Genomic DNA, 26,996 nt, shown 5'->3' with positions numbered 1-26,996 from the left:
TCCTCTGATCGAGATACACTTGTGATCGAAAATCTGCGTAACATCGCCATCATCGCCCACGTTGACCATGGTAAAACCACTCTGGTCGACAAACTCCTGCGTCAGTCCGGCACTCTGGAGCGTAACGAGCTCAACGACGAGCGCGTCATGGACTCCAACGACCAGGAAAAAGAGCGCGGTATTACCATTCTGGCGAAAAACACCGCCATCAACTGGAACGGCTACCACATCAACATCGTCGACACCCCCGGCCACGCCGACTTCGGTGGCGAGGTTGAGCGTGTAATGTCGATGGTCGACTCCGTGCTGCTGCTGGTCGACGCCCAGGACGGCCCTATGCCGCAAACCCGCTTCGTGACCAAGAAGGCTTTCGAAGCCGGTCTGAAGCCAATCGTCGTGATCAACAAGGTTGACCGCCCGGGCGCGCGTCCTGACTGGGTTCTGGACCAGATCTTCGACCTGTTCGACAACCTCGGCGCCACCGACGAGCAGCTGGACTTCAAAGTGGTCTACGCCTCGGCCCTGAACGGCATTGCCGGTCTGGACCACACCGAGATGGGCGAAGACATGACCGCGCTGTACCAGTCGATCGTCGACAACGTACCAGCACCGTCCGTTGACCGTGACGGCCCGTTCCAGATGCAAATCTCCGCACTGGACTACAACAGCTTCCTCGGCGTTATCGGTGTTGGCCGTATCGCCCGTGGTCGCGTCAAGCCGAACACCCCGGTGGTCGCCATCGACACCAACGGCAAGAAGCGTAACGGCCGTATCCTGAAGCTGATGGGCCACCACGGCCTGCACCGCGTCGACGTCGAAGAAGCCCAGGCTGGCGACATCGTCTGCATCAGCGGTTTCGACGAGCTGTTCATTTCCGACACCCTGTGCGCCCCGGATGCGGTAGAAGCGATGAAGCCGCTGACCGTTGACGAGCCGACCGTTTCGATGACCTTCCAGGTCAACGACTCGCCGTTCTGCGGTAAAGAAGGCAAGTTCGTCACCAGCCGTAACATCAAGGACCGTCTGGACAAAGAGCTGCTGTACAACGTTGCCCTGCGCGTTCAGGAAACTGATTCCCCAGACAAGTTCAAGGTATCGGGCCGTGGTGAGCTGCACCTGTCGGTACTGATCGAAACCATGCGTCGTGAAGGCTTCGAGATGGCCGTGGGCCGTCCTGAAGTAATCATCCGTGAAGTTGACGGCGTGAAGCAGGAACCGTTCGAGAACGTCACCATCGACATCCCTGAAGAATCCCAGGGCAAGGTCATGGAAGAGATGGGTCTGCGTAAAGGCGACCTGACCAACATGGTTCCGGATGGCAAGGGCCGTGTACGTCTGGAGTACAACATTCCAGCCCGTGGTCTGATCGGTTTCCGTAACCAGTTCCTGACCCTGACCAACGGTGCAGGCATCCTGACCTCGATCTTCGACCGCTACGACACCATGAAGTCGGGCCAGATGTCCGGTCGCCTCAACGGCGTACTGGTTTCGGTCGAGACCGGCAAGGCGCTGACCTACTCGCTGGAAACCCTGCAGGCGCGTGGCAAGCTGTTCGTTGAACACGGCCAGGAGATCTACAACGGTCAGATCATCGGCCTGAACAGCCGTGACAACGACCTGGGCGTGAACCCGACCAAAGGCAAGAAGCTCGACAACATGCGTGCTTCGGGCAAAGACGAAGTCATCGCCCTGGTACCGCCAGTTCGCCACACCCTCGAGCAGGCCCTGGAATTCATCCAGGACGACGAGCTGTGCGAAGTGACGCCGAAGTCGATCCGTCTGCGCAAGAAGATCCTGGACGAAGGCGAGCGTACCCGCGCTGCCAAGAAAGCCAAGAACTGAGTTAGCTCAGGCTGAATGAAAACGCCCCCGGTCGAAAGGCCGGGGGCGTTTTTTTATGCCTTGGGATTTTGGGGCCGCCTTGCGGCCCTTTCGCGGCACAAGGCCGCTCCTACAAGGGGATGCGGTCTCCTGTAGGAGCGGCCTTGTGCCGCGAAAGGGCTGCAAAGCAGCCCCGGGAATTTCAACTGCCCAGCAGAATCAGCGCCCAACCACCTTGGGCTTGTAGGCACAGTACCCTGGCCGCGGCCCGACCTTGGGGTGGTTGCGGCAGGTATCCGGGCGCTTGTCATAAATGGTGCACAGGCGGCTTTTACGATCCAGGTACATGCAGTCATCGTTGCTCATCCGGGTCAGGGTGAAAATCCCCGACTTCTGGTTGAAGCGCTCGATGATGCCTTCCTTCTGCAAGCGTTTAGCCACGTTCTTCGGCGGTTCGTCTTTTTCGAACTCGTCGACCACGCCGATACGGATCAGATCCTTGATCTTCACCTCCACCGGCAGGGTGCAGCAGGTCGAATGGCAGCCATGGCACATGTTGCTGGTGTAGCGCTGCCAGGTCTCCAGGCGGTCGACTTCGGCCGCGGCGATCAGGGTCGTTTTCATCTTTATAGGGTGGATCACGGTCTTGGGGCGCGCGATCATACCGGAATCGTTCAATTTATGAACAACCTTTTGCCGGATTCGCAGAGTAGGCATGAAAACTGCGAACCGTAACTGTCACTCCCGGTCGAAGGGTCTAGTCTCATCAATCTCCCTCCGCTTTCGTCAACTTGCCCGAGGATGCCGCATGTCCCAGGAACCTGAAGCTCGTGACGCCGAAGTCGCGGATTTTCGCGCCGCTGTACTGAACAAGCTGACCTACGCGGTCGGCAAGGACCCAGAGCACGCCTTCGACCATGACTGGTTCGAAGCCATTGCCCTGGCTGCGCGCGATCACATGGTCGACCACTGGATGGACCATACGCGCCGGGCCTATCGGCGCAGCCAGAAGCGGGTCTATTACCTTTCCCTGGAATTCCTCATCGGCCGCCTGCTGTACGACAGCCTGAGCAACCTGGGCCTGCTGGACATCGCGCGCGAAGCCCTGGAAGGGCTGGATGTGGACCTTGAGCGCATTCGCCTGCTCGAGCCGGACGCCGCGCTGGGCAATGGTGGCCTGGGCCGTCTGGCGGCCTGTTTCATGGAGAGCATGTCTACCCTCGGTATCGCTGCCCATGGCTACGGTATCCGCTACGAGCACGGGCTGTTCCGTCAGGCTGTGGTCGATGGCTGGCAACAGGAACAGACCGAAAACTGGCTGGACTTCGGCAACCCCTGGGAGTTCGAGCGCGCCGAGGTGATCTACCCGATCAGCTTCGGCGGCAGCGTCGAAACCGTGCACGATGCCAGCGGTACCCAGCGCCAGGTATGGTCGCCTGGCGAAACGGTGCGGGCGGTGGCCTACGACACGCCGGTGGTCGGCTGGCGGGGTGCCAGCGTCAACACCCTGCGCCTATGGCGTGCGCGGGCGTTGGAAGAGCTGCACTTGGAGCGTTTCAATGCCGGTGACCACTTGGGCGCCGTGGCTGAAGTGGCGCGTGCCGAGAGTATTTCACGGGTGCTTTACCCTGCCGACAGCACTGAAGCAGGGCAGGAATTGCGGCTGCGCCAGGAGTATTTCTTCGTGTCGGCGTCGCTGCAGGATTTGCTTCGCCGTCACCTGAACATGCACAAGGACCTGCTCAACCTGCCTGATGCGGCGGCCATCCAGCTCAACGACACGCACCCTTCGATTGCCGTGGCGGAGCTGATGCGGTTGCTGGTGGACCAGCACGAAGTGCCTTGGGAAAAGGCCTGGGAGCTGACCGTCGGCACGCTCGCCTACACCAACCACACCTTGTTGCCCGAAGCCCTGGAAACCTGGCCGGTAGCGCTGATGGAGCGCATGCTGCCACGGCACATGCAGATCATCTACCTGATCAATGCCTACCATATCGATGCGTTGCGGGCCAAAGGCCTGCACGATTTCGACGTGCTGCGCGCGGTGTCGTTGATCGAGGAAGACAACGGCCGCCGGGTGCGCATGGGCAACCTGGCGTTCCTTGGCTCGCACAGCGTCAACGGCGTGTCGGCGCTGCACAGCAAGCTGATGAAAAGCACGGTGTTCTCCGAGCTGCACAAGCTCTACCCGCAACGCATCAACAACAAGACCAACGGCATTACCTTCCGCCGCTGGTTGTACCAGTCCAACCCGCAACTGACCGAGATGCTGGTCGAGGCGCTTGGTCCGGAGCTCAAGGACGATCCGCAGGCGCTTCTGGCCGGCCTGGTGCCGTTCGCCGACAAGGCCGGTTTCCGCAAGCAGTTCGCGGCTCAGCGCCTGCACAGCAAGCGCGCCCTGGCCAGCATCATCCAGGACCGTATCGGCGTCACGGTCAACCCCGAGGCGCTGTTCGACGTGCAGGTCAAACGCATTCACGAGTACAAGCGCCAGTTGCTCAACCTGCTGCACACCGTGGCGCTGTACCAGGCCATGCGCAATGACCCAGGCAGCAACTGGGTGCCGCGGGTGAAGATCTTCGCTGGCAAGGCGGCGGCCAGTTACCATCAGGCCAAGCTGATCATCAAACTGGCCAACGACATCGCCCGGGTGGTGAACAACGACCCGACCGTGCGCGGCCTGCTGAAGGTGGTGTTCCTGCCCAATTACAACGTCAGCCTGGCCGAAAGCATCATCCCGGCGGCGGACCTTTCCGAGCAGATTTCCACCGCCGGTTACGAAGCCTCCGGCACCAGCAACATGAAGTTCGGCCTCAATGGCGCGCTGACTATCGGCACCCTGGATGGCGCCAATGTGGAGATGTGCGAACAGGTGGGTGCCGACAACATGTTCATCTTCGGCCTGACCGCGCAGCAAGTCGAAGCGCGCAAGCGGGCTGGTGACTTTGGTGCCAGTGCCGCCATCGCCGCCTCCAGCCGCTTGAACGATGTGCTGCAGGCGATTCGCAGTGGGGTGTTCTCGCCAGATGACCCTTCACGCTACACCGGGTTGATCGATGGCCTGGTGGCCTACGACCGTTTCCTGGTATGCGCCGACTTCGATGCCTACTGGGATGCCCAGCGGCGGGTCGAAGAGCTGTGGCACACGCCGCAGGAATGGTGGCGCATGGCGGTGCTGAACACGGCGCGGATGGGCTGGTTCTCGTCGGACCGGACTATCAGGGAATACGCCACCGAGATCTGGAAGGCGCTGGATTGATATAAGGCCATTCGCGGGCGTGCCCGCGAATGGGCCTCACTCCGACCACCGGCCTGGCGCAAGCTGAACTACCGACCTATTGTGCCGTCTGAGAGCCGTGGCGAGTCTCATCACTCGCTAGCCCGCCACTCTCCCTGTAAACTGCGGGGGTTTTTAAATCCCCCAATCCGTTCGGAGCCATACATGTCCCGCGTTACCCTGAGTCGCTATCTGATTGAGCAGACCCGCAGCAACAATACCCCTGCCGATCTGCGCTTCCTGATCGAAGTGGTGGCGCGTGCGTGCAAGGAAATCAGCCATCACGTGTCCAAAGGCGCCCTCGGCGGTGTGTTGGGTAGCATGGGCACTGAAAACGTGCAGGGCGAAGTCCAGAAGAAACTGGACGTGATTTCCAACGATATCCTGCTCGAAGCCAACGAGTGGGGCGGCCACCTGGCCGGCATGGCCTCCGAAGAAATGGACAACGCCTACCAGATCCCGGGTAAATACCCGAAAGGCGCCTACCTGCTGGTCTTCGACCCGCTGGATGGCTCGTCGAACATCGACGTCAACGTCTCGGTCGGTACCATCTTCTCGGTGCTGCGTTGCCCTAACCAGTACCTGAGCCAGAACGAAAGCCTCAACGAAGCGGCCTTCCTGCAGCCTGGCACCGAGCAGGTTGCCGCCGGTTATGCCATCTACGGTCCGCAGACCATGCTGATCCTGACCCTGGGCAACGGCGTCAAGGGCTTCACCCTGGACCGCGAGCTGGGCAGCTTCGTGCTGACTCACGAAAACATCCGCGTACCGGAAACCACCGCCGAGTTCGCCATCAACATGTCCAACCAGCGCCACTGGGAAGCCCCGGTACAACGCTACGTGGGCGAACTGCTGGCAGGCGAGACCGGCCCGCTGAAGAAGAACTACAACATGCGCTGGATCGCCTCGATGGTGGCCGACGTGCACCGCATCCTGACCCGTGGCGGCCTGTTCATGTACCCACGTGACGCCCGCGAGCCAAGCAAGCCGGGCAAGCTGCGCCTGATGTACGAAGCCAACCCGATGTCGTTCATCATCGAGCAGGCCGGTGGCGCTTCCACCAACGGTTACGATCGTATCCTCGACATCAAGCCAGAAAGCCTGCACCAGCGCGTGTCGGTGATCCTTGGCTCGAAGGAAGAGGTTGAGCGCGTCACCGCCTACCACAAGGAGTAAGTCATGCTCGCACCTTGGCAGCCGTTGCTGGAGTGGTGGTTCGGTTGGGGCACCAGTCCCCAGGCCGTGGCTGACGAGAAGAGCACGCTGTGGTTCGGCAAGCATCACGATGCCGACGCCCAGGCGCTGTTTGGCGACCTGGTCGAGCAGGCCCTGGCGGGCGGGCTCGACGAGTGGCAGCAAAGCCCGCAGGGCTGGCTGGGCCTGCTGATCCTGCTGGACCAGCTACCGCGCATGATCTACCGCGACACGCCGCGCGCCTTCGAGGGCGACCGGCGTGCCCAGGTGGTGGCCATGCAGGGGCTGCAGAAGGGCTGGGACTATCAACTGTTGCCCATTCAGCGTGTGTTCGTCCTGCTGGTGCTGGAGCACGCCGAGGTGCTGGACTGGCAGAACCTGTGCGTCGAGCGCTACCAGGTATTGCTCGACGAGCAGCCCGAGGCCAGCCGCCGGCTGTTCGAAGGCTTCCTCGACTATGCCGAGCAGCACCAGCGAGTGATTGCCCGGTTCGGACGCTTCCCGCACCGTAACCTGGTGCTGGAGCGGCCAAGCACCAGCGACGAGATGGACTTTTTGCTGGAGCCTGGCTCCAGGTTCTGAACCGGCACGCATTGGCCTTTGTAGGAGCAGCCTTGTGCTGCGAAGAGGCCATTGCCGGCAACACAACTCGATTGGCCGTACGGGCCCTTTCGCAGCACAAGGCTGCTCCTACAGTGCGTAGGGGCGGCCTTTTGTATATTGGGGTTTGTGATTAATCGCACAGTAGTGGCCATCCGACCAATGGTGTAGGCGCAAAGGGGGTGGGGCAGGGAACCCGGGAGGGATTTTCCCGTCGAAGGTCACTGCAGGCCACTCGCCTGTATCACCTTCCAGGAGTGTCCTTCATGTCGTTGCGTTCCCTCGCCCTGTTGTCGCTGTGCGTCGTCCTGACTGCCTGCAGCAAGATCAACCAGGAAAACTATTCCAAGATCAAGGCCGGTATGAACAAGGCCGAGGTCGAGCAGTTGCTCGGCACGCCTACCGAGTGTTCGGGCGCGCTGGGCATGAGCAGCTGCACCTGGGGGGACGAGAAGAGCTTCATCAGCGTGCAGTACGCGGCTGACAAGGTGCTGATGTATTCAGGGCAGGGCCTCAAATGAGGCGTCTGTACCTGCTGATGGGGGTATGCCTGGCGTTGCTGCTGGGCGGTTGCGCAGGCTCCGTGCACGACCCGCTGGCGCCGAAAACCGCCGGCAACGTCGACCTCAAGCGCTACCAAGGCAAGTGGTACGAACTGGCGCGCCTGCCCATGCGCTACCAGACCGGCTGCGAACAGTCCGAGGCGCACTACAACCTCAAACCAGATGGCACCTTTGGCGTACTCAACCGCTGCCGCACCATGGGTGACGAGTGGCTGCGCGCCGAAGGGCACGCGAGCATTCAGGAGCCGGGGCATACCGACAAGCTGTGGGTAGAGTTCGATAACTGGTTCACCAAGCTGGTACCGGGCGTGGCTCGGGGCGAGTACTGGATTCTGTACGTGGACGATCGCTACCAGACGGCAGTAGTCGGTAGCCCGGACCGCAAGCACCTGTGGATACTGTCGCGTACGCCGACGCTACCGGCCTGGCAGCGTGAGAGCCTGCTGTCCAAGGCACGGCAGCAGGGGTATGACACCAGCAGGCTGATCTGGCGGGCGTCCGATCAGCAAATAGTAAAAATGCACTGATTTTCCGGGGTTGCTTTGCAACCCTTCGCGCCGAACCGCCGCGAAGGGCTGCAAAGCAGCCCCGTTACACTCAGCCCAAGAGCTGCCGCAACACCCCGGCAAACGCCCGCGCGCTTTCCTCCTCCTGCGCATGCCGCCCCTGGCGCACCACCCACTGCCCATTCACCATCACATCCCGCACCTGGCGGTCGCCGCCAGCGAACAGCCAGCGGTTGAGAATGGCATCGCCATCGGCCATGGCGATGTAAGGGTCCTGCCCATCGAGCACCAGCCAGTCAGCGCGCTTGCCCACGGCCAGCTCCCCGACCGCTTGCCCCAGTGCCTGTGCACCGCCCGCCAGCGCGGCGTCATACAGCGTGCGCCCGACCATTGGCTGGTCGCCGCGATACAAGCGGTTGCGCCGCTGGTCACGCAGCCGCTGGCCATACTCCAGCCAGCGCAATTCCTCCACCACGCTCAGCGACACATGGCTGTCCGAACCAATGCCCATGCGCCCGCCTTGGGCCAGGAAGTCCACCGCCGGGAAAATCCCATCGCCCAGGTTGGCCTCGGTGGTCAGGCACAGCCCGGCCACCGCACCACTGCGGGCCATGGCGGTGACTTCGTCCGGCTCGGCATGGGTGGCGTGCACCAGGCACCAGCGTGGGTCTACGTCCACATGTTCGTACAGCCACTGCAACGGGCGCAGGCCGCTCCAGGCCAGGCAGTCGTCCACTTCCTTCTGCTGTTCGGCAATATGGATATGCACCGGGCAATGCGGGTCGCTGGCCGTCAGCACCTCGGCGATTTGCCCGGGTGTCACCGCCCGCAGCGAATGGAAGCACAGGCCCAGTTGCTGCGCGGGTTGCGCGGCCAGCAGCGGGGCCAGTTGCGCTTGCAGCCGCAGGTAGTGTTCGGTGGAGTTGATGAAGCGCCGCTGCCCGTCGTTCGGTGCCTGGCCGCCGAAGCCTGCGTGGCTGTACAGCACCGGCAGCAAGGTCAGGCCAATGCCACTGTCGGTCGCCGCCGCGCTGATGCGCCGGGACAGCTCAGCCGGGTCGGCGTAGGCCTTGCCGGCCTGGTCATGGTGCACATAATGGAATTCGGCCACCGAGGTGTAGCCGGCCTTGAGCATCTCGATGTACAGCTGACGAGCGATGACCTGCAACTGCTCCGGCGTGATCTGCCCAACCAGGCGGTACATCAGGTCGCGCCAGGTCCAGAAGCTGTCGTTAGGGTTGCCGGCAACTTCGGCCAGGCCCGCCATGGCGCGCTGGAAGGCGTGCGAGTGCAGGTTGGGCATGCCGGGCAGCAGCGGGCCGGCCAGGCGCTCGGCGCCTTCGGCCGAAGCGCCGGGCTCGATGCGGGCCACGTGGCCATCGCTGGCGACCTCGATACGGACATGGCTGGCCCAGCCTGTAGGTAGCAGGGCGCGTTCGGCGAAATAGGCGGACATCGGTGAAATCCTGTTATTGTTAACTTGTATATACATATACAGGCGTTTGCCTGCCGGGTAAACTGCGGCAAGCTACCGCTCATTCCCTATGCACAAGGATCCAACGCCGTGCCGACACCTCCTGTCTCCGCGCTGGTTGCCCAGATGGGCGAGGGCCCGGCGCCGCTGTACGCCCGGGTCAAACAGATGATCATCCAGCAGATCGACAATGGCAGCTGGCCGCCGCATCACCGAGTACCTTCCGAGAGCGAACTGGTCAGCGAGCTGGGCTTCAGCCGCATGACCATCAACCGCGCTTTGCGCGAGCTCACCGCCGAAGGCCTGCTGGTACGCATGCAAGGGGTCGGTACCTTCGTGGCCGAGCCTAAGGGCCGTTCGGCGCTGTTCGAGGTCAACAACATTGCCGACGAAATTGCTGCACGCGGCCACCAGCATAGCTGCCAGGTGATCACTCTCGCCGAGGAAGCAGCCGGCTCCGAACGGGCCCTGGCCCTGGACATGCGCGAAGGCCAGCGGGTGTTCCACTCGCTGATCGTGCATTTCGAGAACGGCGTACCGGTGCAGATCGAGGACCGCTACGTCAACGCGGCCATTGCCCCCGATTACCTCAAGCAGGATTTCACGCGGCAGACGCCTTACGCCTACTTGTCCCAGGTGGCACCGCTGACCGAGGGCGAGCACGTGGTCGAGGCCATCCTGGCCGAGCCGCAAGAATGCACCCTGTTGCAGATCGAGCGGGGCGAGCCTTGCCTGCTGATCCGCCGTCGCACCTGGTCCGGCCGCCAGCCAGTGACCGCTGCGCGGTTGATCCACCCCGGTTCCCGTCATCGCCTGGAAGGACGTTTCAGTAAATGAGCCAGCTGCAGTTGTTGCGTGCGCAGGATTACCCGCGCATGCCGTGGAAGAACGGTGGTGGTTTCACCGAAGAAATTACCCGCGACAGTGGCGAGGGCCTGGACGGCTTTGGCTGGCGCCTGTCGATTGCCGATATCGAAGAATCGGGTGGTTTTTCCACCTTCGCCGGTTACCAGCGGATCATCACCGTGCTGCAGGGCGACGGCATGCGCTTGATGGTCGACGGCCAGGCCAGCCGGCCGTTGCTGCCGTTCGATGCCTTTGCCTTCAGCGGTGAAAGCCAGGTCAGTTGCAAGCTGCTGGGTGGGGCGATCCGCGATTTCAACCTGATCTATGCGCCGCAGCGGTATCGGGCGCGGTTGCAGTGGTTCGATGGCACCACCCGGGTGTACAGCTCGGCGGCGACGGTGCTGTTGTTTGCGGCCGGTAGCCAGGTCGAGGTTGGCATTGCCGGGCGTGAGACGCAGCGGTTGGGGTTGTATGACTGCCTGCGGCTGGAGGGCAATGACGAGTTGCTTGGGCTGGAGGTTCAGGGGCGGTTTTGCTTGATAGAGCTCATTTTGCGCTGATGGGCTTGGCAATACATTTTCATTGCCTGTGAGATCGAGCGCCGCCCGCGCGGCGCATCGCGAGCAAGCTCGCTCCTACATTTGTTTCGGGCCAGTAACGCCTGCGCCAGCGCGCGCGACCGCCTTGTTTGCGCGACACGATATCGAGGTGAACACCCAGGGGCCGCGCGCCTCTGCCTCAGGAAGAACTGGCCCGAAACAAATGTAGGAGCGAGCTTGCTCGCGATGCGCCGCGCGGGCGGCGCTCGATCTATGCACCACCACAAAACCCAAGCCAGGAACGCACAGGTCCAATTATTTTGGTTGTCCATGCTTGTACATACAAGTAAAGGTGTGTTTGTATATTGACCACGACACAACCGCCCGCGGATGACCGCAGAGGACCTTTCCCGTGACCGACAACAACAAATACCGTGACGTTGAAATCCGTGCCCCACGTGGCAACAAGCTGACCGCCAAAAGCTGGCTGACCGAAGCGCCACTGCGCATGCTGATGAACAACCTCGATCCCCAGGTCGCGGAAAACCCGAAAGAACTGGTGGTTTACGGCGGTATCGGCCGCGCTGCGCGCAACTGGGCCTGCTACGACAAGATCGTCGAAACCCTGACCCGCCTGGAAGACGACGAAACCCTGCTGGTGCAGTCGGGCAAGCCGGTCGGCGTGTTCAAGACCCACAGCAACGCCCCGCGCGTGCTCATCGCCAACTCCAACCTGGTGCCGCACTGGGCCAACTGGGAACACTTCAACGAACTGGACGCCAAGGGCCTGGCCATGTACGGCCAGATGACCGCCGGCAGCTGGATCTACATCGGCAGCCAGGGCATCGTTCAGGGCACCTATGAAACCTTCGTCGAAGCCGGTCGCCAGCACTACGGCGGCAGCCTGAAAGGCAAGTGGGTGCTCACCGCAGGTCTCGGCGGCATGGGCGGCGCGCAGCCATTGGCCGCGACCCTGGCCGGGGCCTGCTCGCTGAACATCGAATGCCAGCAGAGCCGCATCGACTTCCGCCTGGAAACCCGCTACGTCGACGAGCAAGCCACTGACCTCGACGACGCCCTGTCGCGCATCGCCAAGTACACCGCCGAAGGCAAGGCCATTTCCATCGCCCTGCACGGCAACGCTGCCGAAATCCTGCCAGAGCTGGTCAAGCGTGGCGTGCGCCCGGACATGGTCACCGACCAGACCAGCGCCCACGACCCACTGAACGGCTACCTGCCTGCCGGCTGGACCTGGGAACAGTACCGCGACCGTGCGCAGACCGAGCCGGCTGCGGTGGTCAAGGCTGCCAAGCAGTCGATGGCCGTGCACGTGCAGGCCATGCTGGACTTCCAGAAGCAGGGCATCCCGACCTTCGACTACGGCAACAACATCCGCCAGATGGCCAAGGAAGAAGGCGTGGCCAATGCCTTCGACTTCCCGGGCTTCGTCCCAGCCTACATCCGCCCACTGTTCTGCCGTGGCATCGGCCCGTTCCGCTGGGCGGCGCTGTCTGGCGAGGCCGAGGACATCTACAAGACCGACGCCAAGGTCAAGGAACTGATCCCCGACGACGCCCACCTGCACCGCTGGCTGGACATGGCCCGCGAGCGCATCAGCTTCCAGGGCCTGCCGGCGCGTATCTGCTGGGTTGGCCTGGGCCTTCGCGCCAAGCTGGGCCTGGCCTTCAACGAAATGGTCCGCAGCGGCGAGCTGTCGGCACCGGTGGTGATCGGTCGTGACCACCTGGACTCGGGCTCGGTGTCCAGCCCCAACCGCGAAACCGAAGCCATGCGCGATGGCTCGGACGCTGTTTCCGATTGGCCGCTGCTCAACGCCCTGCTGAATACCGCGGGCGGCGCCACCTGGGTGTCGCTGCACCATGGCGGTGGCGTGGGCATGGGCTTCTCGCAGCACTCGGGCATGGTCATCGTCTGTGACGGTACCGATGAAGCCGCCGAGCGCATCGCCCGCGTCCTGACCAACGACCCAGGGACTGGCGTCATGCGCCACGCCGATGCCGGTTATGACATCGCCATCGACTGCGCCAAGGAGCAGGGCCTGGACCTGCCGATGATCACTGGCTGATCGCCACGCTTTGGATCGCACCCCGCAAGGGGTGATACTGAACAACAAGAAGGAGCGCGCAGGCACCCACGAACGGGCCTGCGGCTCCATGCGATTGGAGTAGCAAAGTGACCGAACTCACCCTCAAGCCCGGCACCCTGACCCTGGCCCAACTGCGCGCTATCCACGCCGCGCCCGTGCGCCTGCAGCTGGATGCCAGCGCTGCGCCGGCCATCGACGCCAGCGTCGCCTGTGTCGAGCAGATCATTGCCGAAGACCGTACCGCCTACGGCATCAACACCGGTTTCGGCCTGCTGGCCTCGACCCGCATCGCCAGCCACGACCTGGAAAACCTGCAGCGTTCGCTGGTGCTGTCCCACGCCGCCGGTGTCGGCGCGCCGCTGGATGACGACCTGGTGCGGTTGATCATGGTGCTGAAGATCAACAGCCTCAGCCGTGGCTTCTCCGGCATTCGCCGCAAAGTCATCGACGCGCTGATTGCCCTGGTCAACGCAGAAGTCTACCCGCACATCCCGCTGAAAGGCTCCGTGGGTGCATCCGGCGACCTGGCACCGCTGGCGCACATGTCGCTGGTGCTGCTGGGCGAAGGCAAGGCTCGCTACAAGGGCCAGTGGCTGTCGGCCACCGAAGCCCTGGCCGTTGCCGGCCTCGAACCGCTGACCCTGGCGGCCAAAGAGGGCCTGGCCCTGCTCAACGGCACCCAGGCATCCACCGCCTATGCCCTGCGTGGCCTGTTCCAAGGCGAAGACCTGTACGCCGCGGCTATCGCCTGTGGCGGCCTGAGCGTTGAAGCCGCACTGGGTTCGCGCTCGCCGTTCGATGCGCGCATCCACGAAGTGCGTGGCCAGCGCGGCCAGATCGACACCGCTGCCTGCTTCCGCGACCTGCTGGGCGATTCCAGCGAAGTGTCGCTGTCGCACAAGAACTGCGACAAGGTCCAGGACCCGTACTCGCTGCGTTGCCAGCCACAGGTCATGGGCGCTTGCCTGACTCAGCTGCGCCAGGCCGCCGAGGTGCTGGGCATCGAAGCCAACGCCGTGTCCGACAACCCGCTGGTGTTCGCTGCCGAAGGTGACGTGATCTCCGGTGGCAACTTCCACGCCGAACCGGTGGCCATGGCCGCCGACAACATTGCCCTGGCCATTGCCGAAATCGGTTCGCTGAGCGAGCGCCGCATCTCGCTGATGATGGACAAGCACATGTCCCAGCTGCCGCCGTTCCTGGTGGAAAACGGTGGGGTCAACTCCGGCTTCATGATCGCCCAGGTCACCGCTGCCGCCCTGGCCAGCGAGAACAAGGCCCTGTCGCACCCGCACAGCGTCGACAGCCTGCCGACCTCGGCCAACCAGGAAGACCACGTGTCGATGGCCCCGGCTGCCGGCAAGCGTCTGTGGGAAATGGCCGAAAACACCCGTGGCGTGCTGGCCATCGAATGGCTGGGCGCGTGCCAGGGCCTGGACCTGCGCAAGGGCCTGAAGACTTCGGCCAAGCTGGAAAAAGCGCGCCAGGCGCTGCGCAGCGAAGTGCCGCACTACGACCGTGACCGTTTCTTCGCGCCGGACATCGAAAAGGCCGTGGAACTGTTGGCCAAGGGTAGCCTGACCGGTTTGCTGCCGGCGGGCATGCTGCCAAGCCTGTAATGCCCCCTGGGGCCGCTTTGCGGCCCATCGCGAGCAAGCTCGCTCCTACAAAGGCAACGCGTTCCCTTGTAGGAGCGAGCTTGCTCGCGATTGGGTTGCATGGCAGCCCCTGATCTCACGACCACAAAAACAATTTAAGGACGTGACATGCAACAAGCTCAAGGTCTCAAGCGCGGGCTAAGTGCCCGCCACATCCGTTTCATGGCCCTTGGTTCCGCCATTGGTACCGGCCTGTTCTATGGCTCCGCCTCCGCCATCCAGATGGCCGGCCCGGCCGTACTGCTGGCTTACCTGATCGGCGGCGCCGCCGTGTTCATGGTCATGCGCGCCCTTGGCGAAATGGCCGTGCACAACCCGGTGGCCGGCTCCTTCGGCCACTACGCCAGCACCTACCTCGGCCCCATGGCCGGCTTCATCCTCGGCTGGACCTACGCCTTCGAGATGGTCATCGTCGCCATCGCCGACGTCACCGCCTTCGGTATCTACATGGGCTTCTGGTTCCCCGAGGTCGCCCGCTGGATCTGGGTGCTGGGCATCGTCTTCATCATCGGCGGCCTCAACCTGTGCAACGTCAAAGTGTTCGGCGAAATGGAGTTCTGGCTGTCGCTGCTCAAGGTCGGCGCCATCGTTGCGATGATCCTGGCCGGCCTCGGCATCATGGCCTTCGGTTTCAGCCAGGTAGGTACCGGGCATGCCGTGGGCGTTAGCAACCTGTTCGACCATGGCGGCTTCATGCCCAATGGCGTGGGCGGCCTGATCGCCTCGTTTGCCGTGGTGATGTTCGCCTTCGGTGGTATCGAGATCATCGGCGTCACCGCCGGTGAGGCCAAGGACCCGCAGCGCGTCATCCCCAAAGCGATCAACGCAGTGCCGCTGCGCATCCTGCTGTTCTACGTGCTCACCCTGTTCGTGCTGATGTGCCTGTACCCATGGCCGCAGATCGGCAGCCAGGGCAGCCCGTTCGTGCAGATCTTTAGCAACCTGGGCATTGGTTCTGCCGCCGCCGTGCTGAACATCGTGGTGATCTCCGCCGCCATCTCGGCCATCAACAGCGACATCTTCGGCGCCGGTCGCATGATGTACGGCCTGGCCCAGCAAGGCCATGCGCCACGCAGCTTCGGCAAGCTGTCGAAGCACGGTGTGCCATGGATGACCGTGGTGGTGATGGGCGCTGCGCTGCTGATCGGCGTGCTGCTCAACTACCTGATCCCGGAAAACGTGTTCCTGCTGATTGCCTCGATCGCCACCTTCGCCACGGTGTGGGTGTGGCTGATGATCCTGCTCACCCAGGTGGCCATGCGTCGCAGCATGAGCCGTGAGGAAGTGGCCCAGCTCAAGTTCCCGGTACCGTTCTGGCCATACGGCCCGGCCATGGCCATTGCGTTCATGGTGTTCATCTTTGGCGTGCTCGGCTACTTCCCGGACACCCAGGCGGCATTGATCGTCGGCGTGATCTGGGTGGTGTTCCTGGTGGCGTCCTACCTGCTGTGGTGCAAGCCGCGCGCAGGGCAGGGCAAGCCAGCGGCGGAACCGGCCGAGCTGCATCGCTAGTTAAGGAGATTGTGCATGAGAACCCTCTGGCAGCATTGCCATGTGGCAACCATGGTCGACGGCCGTTACTCGGCCATCGAAGACGCGGCCATCGTTACCAGCGCCGGGCTGATCGAATGGATCGGCCCACGCGCCGAGCTGGCCCCGGTCGACGCTGACCGCACGGTGGACCTGGGCGGCGCCTGGGTCACCCCAGGGTTGATCGACTGCCACACCCACGCGGTGTTCGGCGGCAACCGCAGCGGCGAGTTCGAGCAGCGCCTGCAAGGCGTGAGCTATGCCGAAATCGCGGCGCAAGGCGGTGGTATCGCCAGCACCGTGCGGGCCACCCGCGCGGCCAGCGAAGACCAGCTGTTCGCCAGTGCTCGCCAGCGGGTCCAGGCGCTGATGCGCGATGGCGTGACCACGATCGAGATCAAGTCCGGCTACGGCCTGGACCTGGCCAACGAGCGCAAGATGCTGCGTGTGGCCCGGCGCCTGGCCGATGAGCTGCCGCTGGCGGTGCGGGCCACCTGCCTGGCGGCGCATGCCTTGCCGCCGGAATACGCCGGCCGGGCCGACGACTACATCGCGCACATCTGTGACGAGATGCTGCCGGCCCTGGCCGCCGAAGGCCTGGTGGATGCGGTGGATGCCTTCTGCGAGCACCTGGCGTTCTCCCCGGCCCAGGTCGAGCGCTTGTTCATCAAAGCACGCGAGCTGGGCCTGCCGGTCAAGTTGCACGCCGAACAGTTGTCGTCGCTGCATGGTTCCAGCCTGGCAGCACGCTACCAGGCACTGTCGGCCGACCACCTGGAGTTCATGACCGAGGAAGACGCCATCGCCATGGCAGAAGCTGGCACGGTCGCCGTGCTGCTGCCCGGCGCCTTCTACTTCCTGCGCGAAACCCAGTTGCCGCCCATGGACGCATTGCGCCGCCACGGGGTGAAGATTGCCCTGGCCAGCGACCTCAACCCCGGCACTTCGCCAGGGTTGTCGCTGCGGTTGATGCTGAACATGGGTTGCACCTGTTTCCGCATGACGCCGGAAGAAGCCTTGGCCGGCGTCACCGTGCACGCCGCCACGGCCTTGGGCCTGGGCGACAGCCACGGCTCGCTGGAAGTGGGCAAGGTGGCCGACTTCGTCGCCTGGCAAATCGAACGCCCCGCCGACCTGGCCTACTGGCTGGGTGGCGACCTGCCCAAGCGCGTGGTGCGCAAGGGCCACGAAATTTCCAACTGAGCGAGGCACGATGGACAAGGTACTGAGTTTTCACCAAGGCCGCCTGCCGCTGCTGATCAGCATGCCGCACGCCGGCCTGCGCCTGAGCGATGCCGTGCGCGACGGCCTGGTCGACCAGGCGCGCAGCTTGCCGGACACCGACTGGCACATCCCACAGCTGTACGACTTTGCCCGTGACCTGGGCGCCAGCGTGGTGGCCGCGGAGTATTCGCGCTTCGTCATCGACCTGAACCGTCCTGACGACGACAAGCCGCTGTACGCCGGCGCCACCACAGGTCTGTACCCGGCCACGTTGTTCGAAGGCGAAGCGCTGTTCAAGGAGGGGTTGGCGCCGTCTGACGCAGAGCGTAAAGACTACCTGGAACAGATCTGGCGCCCGTATCACGGCACGATTCGTCGCGAGCTGGACCGCTTGCGTGAACAGTTTGGCTATGCGCTGCTGTGGGATGCCCATTCGATCCGCTCGCACATCCCGCACCTGTTCGACGGCAAACTGCCGGACTTCAACCTCGGTACGTTCAACGGTGCCAGTTGCGACCCTGCACTGGCTGAGCGGCTGCAGGCCGTGTGCGCCGAGGCGCAAGGTTACAGCCATGTGCTCAATGGCCGCTTCAAAGGCGGGCACATCACCCGGCATTACGGCGACCCGGCCAACCATATCCATGCGGTGCAACTGGAGCTGGCGCAAAGCACCTACATGGAGGAAACCGAGCCGTTTGCCTATCGGGACGACTTGGCGCAGCCGACGCAAGCGGTGTTGAGGCAGCTTTTGCAAGCGCTGCTGGCCTGGGGCGAGGCGCGTTACCGGCGTTGAGTGGAAGAGGCGGTGCTCAAAGCGCAATTCAGGTTTATGATGGCCCACGGCCGAATAATCCTCACACGGAGTGCGCAATGCAGACCCTCTACCCGCAGATCAAACCCTACGCCCGGCACGATCTGGCCGTGGAAGCGCCGCATGTGCTGTATGTCGACGAAAGCGGCTCGCCAGAAGGTCTGCCGGTGGTGTTCATCCACGGTGGCCCGGGCGCCGGTTGCGACGCCCAGAGCCGTTGCTACTTCGACCCCACGCTGTATCGCATCATCACCTTCGACCAGCGTGGCTGTGGTCGCTCCACGCCCCATGCGAGCCTGGAGAACAACACCACCTGGCACCTGGTCGAAGACCTGGAGCGCATTCGCGAGCACTTGGGTATCGACAAATGGGTGCTGTTTGGCGGCTCTTGGGGCTCGACCCTGGCCCTGGCCTACGCCCAGACCCACCCCGAGCGCGTGCATGGCCTGATCCTGCGCGGCATCTTCCTGTGCCGGCCGCAGGAGATCGAGTGGTTCTACCAGGAAGGCGCCAGCCGCATGTTCCCGGACTACTGGCAGGACTACATCGCGCCTATTCCGCCGGAAGAGCGCGGCGACCTGGTCAGGGCTTTCCACAAGCGCCTGACCGGTAACGACCAGATCGCCCAGATGCACGCGGCCAAGGCCTGGTCCACCTGGGAGGGGCGTACCGCCACCCTGCGTCCGAACCCGCTGGTCGTCGACCGTTTCTCCGAGCCGCAGCGTGCGCTGTCGATCGCCCGTATCGAATGCCACTATTTCATGAACAATGCCTTCCTGGAGCCGGACCAGCTGATCCGCGACCTGCCGAAGATCGCCCACTTGCCGGCGGTGATCGTGCACGGCCGCTATGACGTGATCTGCCCGCTGGACAACGCCTGGGCACTGCACCAGGCCTGGCCGAACAGCGAGCTGAAAGTGATCCGTGACGCCGGTCACGCGGCGTCCGAGCCTGGCATCACCGATGCCCTGGTGCGTGCCGCCGACCAGATGGCCCGGCGCCTGCTCGACCTGCCACTGGAAGAAGCATGAAGGGCCTGCTGCAGCGCGTGCGCGGTGCGCGCGTGGAAGTAGCGGGGGAGGTGGTTGGCGCCATCGATCAGGGTTTGCTGGTGCTGGTGGCGGTCGAGCCTGAAGATTCCCGTGAGCAGGCCGATAAGCTGTTGCACAAGTTGTTGAACTACCGTGTGTTCAGCGACGAGCAGGGCAAGATGAACCTGTCGCTCAAGGATGTCGGGGGTGGTTTGTTGCTGGTGTCGCAGTTCACCTTGGCGGCCGACACCCGCAACGGCATGCGCCCGAGCTTCTCGACGGCGGCGCCACCGGCCCTCGGCGCTGAATTGTTCGACTATCTTTTGCAGCAGGCAAAAGCCCAGCATGCCGACGTGGCCAGTGGCCGTTTCGGTGCAGATATGCAGGTGCACCTGGTGAATGATGGCCCCGTAACATTTATGTTACAAATGTGAGGTCAAAAAACCCTTTGTTTATAGGAAAACAAGGGGTTTTGTACGATAAATAGTTGTTCCAGCCTGATGCGTTGTCACGCGACCTGCTGGATAATCGCGCGCTGCATGGACCTGCGTTCGCAGGTTCGTTTCACTCTGACTCGAGCATTGTCTGGATCCGTTTGGGGAATCATTACGCCCTCACGGGGTCCGAACAGTGCTCGCCAACCCGGCATTTGTCGCTGGCCGTTGGTTTCATGATCTGTTTTCGGCGAGGGTTGCTCGTGATTGTTAGTCCCCAAAAAGCATCAAGAATCCCCGGCGTGCGGCTTCGCAAGGCCCTGATGGCCAGCGTGGCACTGGTCGGCCTGATGAGCGCGGGCCAGCTGTGGGCATTCAATCTTGACGATGTTGCAGCCAAGGCAAAGGATCTGGCCGGCCAGAAGTACGACGCACCAAAAAGCAACCTGCCTGCCGTGTTCCGCGACATGAAGTTCGCGGACTACCAGAAAATTCATTTCCTGCAGGAAAAGGCCGAGTGGGCCAAGGACAAGACCCCGTTCAAACTGTCGTTCTATCACCAGGGCATGCACTTCGACACCCCGGTGAAAATCAACGAAGTCACCGCCACCAAGGTCGAGGAAATCAAGTACGACCCGAGCCGCTTCGAGTTCGGTGACGTGCCGCACGACCCGGAAACCACCAAGAACCTCGGCTACGCCGGTTTCCGCGTGCTGTACCCGATCAACAAGGCCGACAAGCAGGACGAGATCATGACCCTGCTTGGCGCCAGCTATTTCCGCGTGGTCGGCAAGGGCCATGTGTACGGCCTGTCGGCCCGTGGCCTGGCCATCGACACCGCTCTGCCATCGGGCGAAGAGTTCCCGCGCTTCACCGAGTTCTGGGTCGAGAAACCCAAGCCGGCCGACAAGCACCTGGTGATCTACGCCCTGCTGGATTCGCCGCGCTCCACCGGTGCCTACAAGCTGACCCTGCGTCCGGGCAACGACACCGTGGTCGACGTGCAGTCCCGCGTATTCCTGCGTGATCAGGTCAGTCGCCTGGGCATCGCGCCGTTGACCAGCATGTACCTGTTCGGCCCCAACCAGCCGTCCAAGGTCCTCAACTACCGCCCAGCCCTGCATGACTCCGAAGGCCTGTCGATTCACGCCGGCAATGGCGAGTGGCTGTGGCGCCCGTTGAACAACCCGAAACACCTGGCCGTGAGCAACTTCAGCGTCGAGAACCCGCGTGGTTTCGGCCTGATGCAGCGTCAGCGCGCCTTCAGCGACTACGAAGACCTCGACGACAACTACCAGAAGCGCCCAAGCGCCTGGATCGAGCCGAAAGGTGACTGGGGCAAGGGCACTGTCGATCTGGTCGAAATCCCCACCGCCGACGAGACCAACGACAACATCGTGGCCTTCTGGAGCCCGGAAAAGCTGCCGGAGCCAGGCAAACCGTTCGAATACGCCTATCGCCTGCACTGGACCATCGACGAGCCGAAGTTCCAGGCACCTGAGCTGGGCTGGGTCAAGCAGACCCTGCGTTCCACCGGTGACGTCAAGCAGTCCAACCTGATCCGCCAGCCAGACGGCAGCGTGGCCTTCCTGGTCGATTTCGCGGGCCCCGCCCTGGCCGCCCTGCCGGAAGACACCGCCGTGCGTAGCCAGATCAGCGTTGACGACAACGCCGAGGTGGTCGAGAACAATCTGCGCTATAACCCTGAGACCAAGGGCTGGCGCCTGACCCTGCGACTGAAGGTCAAGGAAGCCAACAAGTCGACCGAAATGCGCGCCGCGCTGGTGCGTGACGTGCCGGTCGAACCCGCCAAACCTGCCCAGGACGCCAAGCAGGACAAGGCCGCAGCCAAGCATGCCAAGGCCGAGAAGGCCGTGAAGGCCGAACAACCTGCCGCCGATGCGGCGCCCACCAACGGGGCCCCGGCCACCACCGAGAAGGTGCTGACCGAGACCTGGAGCTATCAGTTGCCTGCCGATGAGTAACTCAAACGCAAGGCCAGTATCGCTTGGCGAGTACCTGGCTCACCTACCACTGAGTGACGAGCAACGGGCGGAATTGGCCAGTTGCACGTCGTTCAGCGAGCTGCACCAACGTCTGGCGGCCAACCCGGCCGCCAGCTCCGCCGAGGCCGTGCAGGCCTCGGTCGGTCCACGCCTGACCGTGGGCAGCGCTGCCGAGCTGGAAGACGCCGAAATGCTCGGCGTCGATGGCAGCGGCCGGCTGTGCCTGAAGATCGCTCCGCCGATCAAGCGCACCAAGGTCGTGCCCGAGCCATGGCGCACCAACGTGCTGATCCGCATGTGGCGGCGCATGACCGGCCGTACCAACGCCCCGCAGCCGCCCAAGCGCGAGCTGCCACCGGCGCGTTGGCGCACGGTCGGGTCGATTCGCCGCTACATCCTGCTGACCCTGATGATTGGCCAGACCATCGTTGCCGGCTGGTACATGAAGGGCATCCTGCCGTACCAGGGCTGGTCGTTCGTCGACCTCGACGAAATCCTCAGCCAGTCGCTGTGGGACACGGTGGTGCAGGTGTGGCCGTATGCCCTGCAAACTTCCATCCTGATCCTCTTCGGCATCCTGTTCTGCTGGGTGTCGGCGGGTTTCTGGACCGCACTGATGGGCTTCCTCGAGCTGCTCACCGGCCGCGACAAATACAGGATTTCGGGCAGCAGCGCCGGCAATGAGCCGATTGCACCCGAGGCGCGTACCGCGCTGGTAATGCCGATCTGCAACGAAGACGTGCCACGGGTGTTCGCCGGCCTGCGCGCGACGTTCGAGTCGGTGGCCGCCAGCGGCAACCTCGACCGCTTCGACTTCTTCGTGCTCAGCGATACCAACGACACCGACATCGCCGTTGCCGAGCAGCAGGCCTGGCTGGATGTGTGCCGCGAAACCAAAGGCTTCGGCCGCATCTTCTACCGCCGCCGTCGGCGCCGGGTGAAGCGCAAGAGCGGCAACCTCGACGACTTCTGCCGTCGCTGGGGTGGCGAGTACAAGTACATGGTCGTGCTCGACGCCGACAGCGTCATGAGCGGCGAGTGCCTGAGCAGCCTGGTGCGCCTGATGGAGGCCAACCCGGACGCCGGCATCATCCAGACCGGGCCGAAAGCCTCGGGCATGGACACCCTGTATGCCCGCATGCAGCAGTTCGCCACCCGCGTGTATGGCCCGCTGTTCACCGCCGGCCTGCACTTCTGGCAGTTGGGCGAGTCGCACTACTGGGGCCACAACGCGATCATCCGCATGAAGCCGTTCATCGAGCACTGCGCCCTGGCGCCGTTGCCGGGCAAGGGCGCGTTCGCCGGTGCCATCCTTTCCCACGACTTCGTCGAAGCCGCGCTGATGCGCCGCGCCGGTTGGGGCGTGTGGATCGCCTATGACCTGCCGGGCAGCTACGAAGAATTGCCGCCGAACCTGCTGGACGAGCTCAAGCGCGATCGTCGCTGGTGCCACGGCAACCTGATGAACTTCCGCCTGTTCCTGGTCAAGGGCATGCACCCGGTACACCGTGCGGTGTTCCTCACCGGGGTCATGTCGTACCTGTCGGCACCGTTGTGGTTCCTGTTCCTGGTGCTGTCGACCGCGCTGCTGGCAACCAACACGCTGATGGAGCCGCAGTATTTCATCGAGCCGTATCAGCTCTATCCGCTGTGGCCGCAGTGGCACCCGGAGAAGGCTGTGGCGTTGTTCTCCACCACCATCGTGCTGCTGTTCCTGCCCAAGCTGCTCAGCGTCATCCTGATCTGGGCCAAGGGTGCGGTCGAGTTCGGTGGGCGGATCAAGGTCACCTTGTCGATGCTGATGGAGATGCTGTTCTCCATGCTGTTGGCGCCGGTGCGCATGATCTTCCACACCCGCTTCGTGCTGGCCGCGTTCCTCGGCTGGGCCGCGACCTGGAACTCGCCGCAGCGTGACGACGACTCCACGCCGTGGGGTGAAGCGGTGCGCCGCCATGGCCCGCAAACCCTGCTGGGCGTAGCGTGGGCCGCGCTGGTGGCGTGGTTGAACCCGAGTTTCCTGTGGTGGTTGGCGCCTATCGTTGGTTCGCTGGTGCTGTCGATTCCGGTATCGGTGATTTCCAGCCGTACCCGCCTGGGCCTGGCGGCCAAGGACGAGAAGCTGTTCCTGATCCCCGAGGAGTACGCCACCCCGCAAGAGCTGCTGGCTACCGACCAGTACACCCACGAAAACCGCTGGCACGCCCTGCATGATGGCTTCGTGCGCGCCGTGGTCGACCCGCGGCAGAATGCCCTGGCTTGCGCCATGGCCACTGCCCGTCACGGGCAGGCTGCGCCAATCGAGGCGCTGCGTGCCGAGCGTGTGGCCAAGGCCATTGAAGTCGGGCCGAAAGGGCTGGACCTCAACACCCGCCTGGCCCTGCTCAGCGACCCGGTGGCACTGACCCGTCTGCACGAGCAGGTGTGGGCCGAGCACAATGCGGCGTGGATCGATGTGTGGCGCGCTTCCATCAAGAACGACCCGCATTCGCCGCTGTTGCCGCTGCACCCGGAAAACGAAGGCCAACCGGCACTCGTCGGCGCCTGACCGGGCCTCTTCGCGGCACAAGGCCGCTCCTACAGGAGATCGCGTTCCCCTGTAGGAGCGGCCTTGTGCCGCGAAGCTTTTAGCGCCCCAGGCCGATTTTGGCCAACAAAGTCCCCCCCAGCTCTAGGTCCCCGGGCCGCCATGCGTTAGCATCCCTCTCCGATACGACGCCTCGGCCAGTACGGCCGTGCCAACACAATAAGATTCGCTACTTTTCTTGCTAGGGGACTTGGTGATGATCAAGAAATACCTTTCGCGACTGCTGGTCGGTGTGACCGCCCTGGTCGCCGTGACAGCGGCCCAGGCGGGCGCCATCGATGACGCGGTCAAGCGCGGCACCCTGCGGGTGGGCATGGACCCCACCTACATGCCGTTCCAGATGACCAACAAGCGTGGCGAGATCATCGGCTTCGAAGTCGATATCCTCAAAGCCATGGCCAAGTCGATGGGCGTCAAGTTCGAGGCAGTGTCCACCGCCTATGACGGCATCATCCCAGCCCTGTTGACCGACAAGTTCGACATGATCGGCAGCGGCATGACCCTGACCCAGGAACGCAACCTGCGTCTGAACTTCAGCGAGCCCTTCATCGTGGTTGGCCAGACCCTGCTGATCCGCAAGGAGCTGGCTGGCGAGATCAAGTCGTACAAGGACCTGAACAACGAGAAGTACCGCCTGACGTCGAAGCTGGGCACCACCGGCGAAATGGTTTCCAAGAAGCTGATCGGCAAAGCCAAGTACCACGGCTACGACAACGAACAGGAAGCGGTGATGGACGTGGTCAACGGCAAGGCCGACGCCTTCGTCTATGACGCCCCATACAACGTGGTGGCCGTGGAGAAAGCCGGCGCCGGCAAGCTGCTGTTCCTCGAAGAACCCTTCACCTACGAGCCGCTGGCCTTCGGCCTGAAGAAAGGCGACTACGACAGCATCAACTTCATCAACAACTTCCTGCACCAGATCAAGCACGACGGGACCTACGATCGTATCCACGACAAGTGGTTCAAGAACAAGGACTGGCTGAAGGAAATGGAATAAGGCCCAGGCCAAAAGCCCGGCTTTATGACCCCGACGCGCAGGCAAACCCTGCGCGTTCGCATTTACGGAAGTACCCCACGTGATCAAACACAAGAAAGCCCAGTGGCCCTGGCACGGGCTGACCGCCCTGGTCCTGGTGGGCCTGGCGTTCAGCCTGTACATGGCCACCTCGATGATTTCCTACGAGTGGCGCTGGAACCGCGTACCGCAGTACTTCGCCTACAAGGCCGAGGAAACTCAGCGCGCTGCCAATTACGGCACCGTGCAGGAAATCGTCATTTCTGGCGATAACGCCCGCGTCACGCTGAAGGACGAGAGCGGTGCCGAGCAAGTGCTCGATGTAGCCAAGGACAGCCTGCAATTGAGCCGTGGCGACGATGTCGCCGAAGGCGACCCGATTGGTGTAACCCGGCATTGGGCAGCGGGCCCGCTGGCCTGGGGCCTGTGGACCACCTTGTGGATCTCGGTGGTGTCCGGGGCGCTAGGCCTGGTGATCGGCCTGTTCGCCGGCTTGTGCCGGTTGTCGAACAACCCCACCCTGCGCGACCTGTCGACCGTTTATGTCGAGCTGGTGCGCGGCACGCCGCTGCTGGTGCAGATCTTCATCTTCTACTTCTTCATCGGCACCGTGCTCAACCTGTCCCGCGAGTTCGCCGGGGTGGCTGCGCTGGCGCTGTTCACCGGTGCCTACGTGGCCGAAATCGTCCGGGCTGGTGTGCAGTCGATCGCCAAGGGCCAGAACGAAGCGGCTCGCTCGCTAGGCTTGAATGCCGGCCAGTCGATGCGCCACGTCATCTTGCCGCAGGCGTTCAAACGCGTGCTGCCACCGCTGGCTGGCCAGTTCATCAGCCTGGTCAAGGACACTTCGCTGGTGTCGGTGATCGCCATCACCGAACTGACCAAGAGTGGCCGCGAGGCCATCACCACCTCGTTCTCTACCTTCGAGATCTGGTTCTGCGTGGCAGGCCTGTACCTGCTGATCAACCTGCCGCTGTCGCACATTGCCAGCCGGCTCGAGCGGAGGCTTGCGCAAAGTGATTGAAGTCCGTGACCTGCTGAAAGTCTTCGACACCCGTGGCCAGGTGGTACGGGCTGTGGATAACGTCACCACCCAGGTCGCCAAGGGCGAAGTGGTGGTGGTGCTCGGCCCATCGGGTTCGGGTAAATCGACCTTCCTGCGCTGCCTCAATGGCCTTGAGCATTTCGACCAAGGCCATGTGGCCATCGACGGCCTGCAACTGGCGGACCCGAAGACCGATATCAACGCCTACCGCCGCGAAGTCGGCATGGTGTTCCAGCACTTCAACCTGTTCCCGCACATGACCGTGCTGGAAAACCTGTGCCTGGCGCAGAAGGTCGTGCGCAAGCGCAACAAGGCTGACCGCGAGGCCAAGGCCCGGGCGCTGCTGGAAAAGGTCGGTATTGCGCAGAAGGCCAACGAGTTCCCGTCACGGCTTTCTGGCGGCCAGCAGCAACGGGTAGCGATTGCCCGTGCCCTGGCGATGGACCCGAAAGTGATGCTGTTCGACGAACCGACCTCGGCGCTGGACCCGGAAATGGTCGGCGAGGTGCTGGACGTGATGAAGACCCTGGCCCAGGAAGGCATGACCATGGTTTGCGTCACCCACGAAATGGGCTTTGCCCGTGAAGTGGCCGACCGTGTGCTGTTCTTCGATCATGGCAAGCTGCTGGAAGATTCCTCGCCAAAAACGTTCTTCGATGCACCGAAGGACCCGCGCGCGCAGGCGTTCCTGCGCCAGGTGCTGTAAGCGAGGGATATCACCTCCCTTCCGG

At 63.1% G+C, this 26,996-nt stretch carries 22 protein-coding genes; 20 read left to right on the top strand and 2 right to left on the bottom strand.

The window, feature by feature from the left end:
* The first annotated feature begins 21 nt into the window (after positions 1–21).
* The gene (gene typA, locus ACNFBR_RS01950; protein WP_016712460.1) at positions 22–1,842 is read left to right on the top strand and encodes a translational GTPase TypA; all 1,821 of its coding nucleotides are present in this window, start codon (positions 22–24) and stop codon (positions 1,840–1,842) included.
* 198 nt (positions 1,843–2,040) lie between these two features.
* Here the strand turns inward: typA and ACNFBR_RS01945 are convergent, their stop codons facing one another.
* Positions 2,041–2,445, bottom strand: coding sequence for a YkgJ family cysteine cluster protein (locus ACNFBR_RS01945; protein WP_003249225.1), 405 nt, complete (start codon positions 2,443–2,445; stop codon positions 2,041–2,043).
* Positions 2,446–2,629: 184 nt separating this feature from the next.
* On the opposite strand from ACNFBR_RS01945, the gene ACNFBR_RS01940 reads away from it, so the two are divergent.
* From ACNFBR_RS01940 to ACNFBR_RS01920, 5 genes are all read left to right on the top strand, one after another.
* The gene (locus tag ACNFBR_RS01940) at positions 2,630–5,080 is read left to right on the top strand and encodes a glycogen/starch/alpha-glucan phosphorylase (protein WP_416733455.1); all 2,451 of its coding nucleotides are present in this window, start codon (positions 2,630–2,632) and stop codon (positions 5,078–5,080) included.
* 183 nt (positions 5,081–5,263) lie between these two features.
* Entirely contained in the window at positions 5,264–6,274 is a 1,011-nt protein-coding gene (locus tag ACNFBR_RS01935; RefSeq protein WP_011536096.1) for a class 1 fructose-bisphosphatase, read from the top strand.
* 3 nt (positions 6,275–6,277) lie between these two features.
* Positions 6,278–6,874 carry a DUF924 family protein gene (locus ACNFBR_RS01930; RefSeq protein WP_416733454.1) on the top strand — a complete coding sequence of 199 codons (597 nt, stop codon included), beginning with the start codon at positions 6,278–6,280 and terminating at the stop codon, positions 6,872–6,874.
* Between the two features lie 284 nt (positions 6,875–7,158).
* Positions 7,159–7,413 carry an outer membrane protein assembly factor BamE domain-containing protein gene (gene bamE, locus ACNFBR_RS01925; RefSeq protein WP_003249234.1) on the top strand — a complete coding sequence of 85 codons (255 nt, stop codon included), beginning with the start codon at positions 7,159–7,161 and terminating at the stop codon, positions 7,411–7,413.
* A complete protein-coding gene (locus ACNFBR_RS01920; RefSeq protein ID WP_416733453.1) occupies positions 7,410–7,982 on the top strand; it encodes a lipocalin family protein in 573 nt (190 codons plus the stop codon). Before bamE ends, ACNFBR_RS01920 begins: the two co-directional genes overlap by 4 nt.
* A 70-nt stretch (positions 7,983–8,052) precedes the next feature.
* Here the strand turns inward: ACNFBR_RS01920 and ACNFBR_RS01915 are convergent, their stop codons facing one another.
* Positions 8,053–9,417: a formimidoylglutamate deiminase gene (locus tag ACNFBR_RS01915; protein WP_416733452.1), complete on the bottom strand. Its 1,365-nt coding sequence runs from the start codon at positions 9,415–9,417 to the stop codon at positions 8,053–8,055.
* Positions 9,418–9,561: 144 nt separating this feature from the next.
* On the opposite strand from ACNFBR_RS01915, the gene hutC reads away from it, so the two are divergent.
* The 14 genes from hutC (at position 9,562) to ACNFBR_RS01845 (ending at position 26,971) form a co-directional block, all read left to right on the top strand.
* Complete coding sequence (hutC, locus tag ACNFBR_RS01910; RefSeq protein WP_416733610.1) at positions 9,562–10,272, top strand: histidine utilization repressor; 711 nt, start codon at positions 9,562–9,564, stop codon at positions 10,270–10,272.
* Positions 10,269–10,841, top strand: coding sequence for a HutD family protein (locus ACNFBR_RS01905; protein ID WP_416733451.1), 573 nt, complete (start codon positions 10,269–10,271; stop codon positions 10,839–10,841). Before hutC ends, ACNFBR_RS01905 begins: the two co-directional genes overlap by 4 nt.
* Positions 10,842–11,232: 391 nt before the next feature.
* Positions 11,233–12,906, top strand: coding sequence for a urocanate hydratase (gene hutU, locus ACNFBR_RS01900; protein ID WP_416733450.1), 1,674 nt, complete (start codon positions 11,233–11,235; stop codon positions 12,904–12,906).
* A gap of 107 nt (positions 12,907–13,013) precedes the next feature.
* Entirely contained in the window at positions 13,014–14,546 is a 1,533-nt protein-coding gene (gene hutH / locus ACNFBR_RS01895; RefSeq protein ID WP_416733449.1) for a histidine ammonia-lyase, read from the top strand.
* Positions 14,547–14,693: 147 nt separating this feature from the next.
* Positions 14,694–16,097, top strand: a complete 1,404-nt coding sequence (locus ACNFBR_RS01890) for an amino acid permease (protein WP_416733448.1) — start codon at positions 14,694–14,696, stop codon at positions 16,095–16,097.
* 15 nt (positions 16,098–16,112) lie between these two features.
* Positions 16,113–17,318, top strand: coding sequence for an imidazolonepropionase (gene hutI / locus ACNFBR_RS01885; protein ID WP_416733447.1), 1,206 nt, complete (start codon positions 16,113–16,115; stop codon positions 17,316–17,318).
* Between the two features lie 10 nt (positions 17,319–17,328).
* On the top strand, positions 17,329–18,132 hold the full coding sequence (gene hutG / locus ACNFBR_RS01880) for an N-formylglutamate deformylase (protein WP_416733446.1): 804 nt from the start codon (positions 17,329–17,331) through the stop codon (positions 18,130–18,132).
* A 77-nt stretch (positions 18,133–18,209) separates the two neighbouring features.
* Positions 18,210–19,181 (top strand): prolyl aminopeptidase, encoded by a 972-nt coding sequence (pip, locus tag ACNFBR_RS01875; RefSeq protein ID WP_416733445.1) that lies wholly within the window; start codon positions 18,210–18,212, stop codon positions 19,179–19,181.
* On the top strand, positions 19,178–19,615 hold the full coding sequence (gene dtd / locus ACNFBR_RS01870; RefSeq protein WP_416733444.1) for a D-aminoacyl-tRNA deacylase: 438 nt from the start codon (positions 19,178–19,180) through the stop codon (positions 19,613–19,615). The genes pip and dtd overlap by 4 nt, the downstream gene beginning before the upstream one ends.
* Before the next feature lie 263 nt (positions 19,616–19,878).
* On the top strand, positions 19,879–21,600 hold the full coding sequence (locus tag ACNFBR_RS01865) for a glucan biosynthesis protein G (protein WP_416733443.1): 1,722 nt from the start codon (positions 19,879–19,881) through the stop codon (positions 21,598–21,600).
* A complete protein-coding gene (mdoH, locus tag ACNFBR_RS01860; RefSeq protein WP_416733442.1) occupies positions 21,593–24,166 on the top strand; it encodes a glucans biosynthesis glucosyltransferase MdoH in 2,574 nt (857 codons plus the stop codon). The genes ACNFBR_RS01865 and mdoH overlap by 8 nt, the downstream gene beginning before the upstream one ends.
* A 238-nt stretch (positions 24,167–24,404) precedes the next feature.
* Positions 24,405–25,202 carry a transporter substrate-binding domain-containing protein gene (locus tag ACNFBR_RS01855; protein WP_025752328.1) on the top strand — a complete coding sequence of 266 codons (798 nt, stop codon included), beginning with the start codon at positions 24,405–24,407 and terminating at the stop codon, positions 25,200–25,202.
* A gap of 79 nt (positions 25,203–25,281) precedes the next feature.
* Positions 25,282–26,244 (top strand): amino acid ABC transporter permease, encoded by a 963-nt coding sequence (locus ACNFBR_RS01850; protein ID WP_416733441.1) that lies wholly within the window; start codon positions 25,282–25,284, stop codon positions 26,242–26,244.
* Positions 26,237–26,971, top strand: coding sequence for an amino acid ABC transporter ATP-binding protein (locus ACNFBR_RS01845; protein WP_416733609.1), 735 nt, complete (start codon positions 26,237–26,239; stop codon positions 26,969–26,971). The genes ACNFBR_RS01850 and ACNFBR_RS01845 overlap by 8 nt, the downstream gene beginning before the upstream one ends.
* The last annotated feature ends 25 nt before the right edge of the window (positions 26,972–26,996 follow it).

The sequence above is a fragment of the Pseudomonas sp. NY11955 genome (assembly GCF_048068035.1).
In the GTDB taxonomy this organism is placed as follows: Bacteria; Pseudomonadota; Gammaproteobacteria; order Pseudomonadales; family Pseudomonadaceae; genus Aquipseudomonas.
The sequence above is the reverse complement of the archived record's forward strand: the minus strand, read 5'-3'. Positions and strand labels throughout refer to the sequence as shown.

Excerpts from the sequence above, each read along its gene's own strand:
- ACNFBR_RS01945 (WP_003249225.1), bottom strand. The coding sequence starts at position 2,445 with ATGAAAACGACCCTGATCGCCGCGGCCGAAGTCGACCGCCTGGAGACC.
- ACNFBR_RS01940 (WP_416733455.1), top strand. The coding sequence starts at position 2,630 with ATGTCCCAGGAACCTGAAGCTCGTGACGCCGAAGTCGCGGATTTTCGC.
- ACNFBR_RS01935 (WP_011536096.1), top strand. The coding sequence starts at position 5,264 with ATGTCCCGCGTTACCCTGAGTCGCTATCTGATTGAGCAGACCCGCAGC.
- ACNFBR_RS01930 (WP_416733454.1), top strand. The coding sequence starts at position 6,278 with ATGCTCGCACCTTGGCAGCCGTTGCTGGAGTGGTGGTTCGGTTGGGGC.
- bamE (WP_003249234.1), top strand. The coding sequence starts at position 7,159 with ATGTCGTTGCGTTCCCTCGCCCTGTTGTCGCTGTGCGTCGTCCTGACT.
- ACNFBR_RS01920 (WP_416733453.1), top strand. The coding sequence starts at position 7,410 with ATGAGGCGTCTGTACCTGCTGATGGGGGTATGCCTGGCGTTGCTGCTG.
- ACNFBR_RS01915 (WP_416733452.1), bottom strand. The coding sequence starts at position 9,417 with ATGTCCGCCTATTTCGCCGAACGCGCCCTGCTACCTACAGGCTGGGCC.
- hutC (WP_416733610.1), top strand. The coding sequence starts at position 9,562 with ATGGGCGAGGGCCCGGCGCCGCTGTACGCCCGGGTCAAACAGATGATC.
- ACNFBR_RS01905 (WP_416733451.1), top strand. The coding sequence starts at position 10,269 with ATGAGCCAGCTGCAGTTGTTGCGTGCGCAGGATTACCCGCGCATGCCG.
- ACNFBR_RS01890 (WP_416733448.1), top strand. The coding sequence starts at position 14,694 with ATGCAACAAGCTCAAGGTCTCAAGCGCGGGCTAAGTGCCCGCCACATC.
- hutI (WP_416733447.1), top strand. The coding sequence starts at position 16,113 with ATGAGAACCCTCTGGCAGCATTGCCATGTGGCAACCATGGTCGACGGC.
- hutG (WP_416733446.1), top strand. The coding sequence starts at position 17,329 with ATGGACAAGGTACTGAGTTTTCACCAAGGCCGCCTGCCGCTGCTGATC.
- pip (WP_416733445.1), top strand. The coding sequence starts at position 18,210 with ATGCAGACCCTCTACCCGCAGATCAAACCCTACGCCCGGCACGATCTG.
- dtd (WP_416733444.1), top strand. The coding sequence starts at position 19,178 with ATGAAGGGCCTGCTGCAGCGCGTGCGCGGTGCGCGCGTGGAAGTAGCG.
- mdoH (WP_416733442.1), top strand. The coding sequence starts at position 21,593 with ATGAGTAACTCAAACGCAAGGCCAGTATCGCTTGGCGAGTACCTGGCT.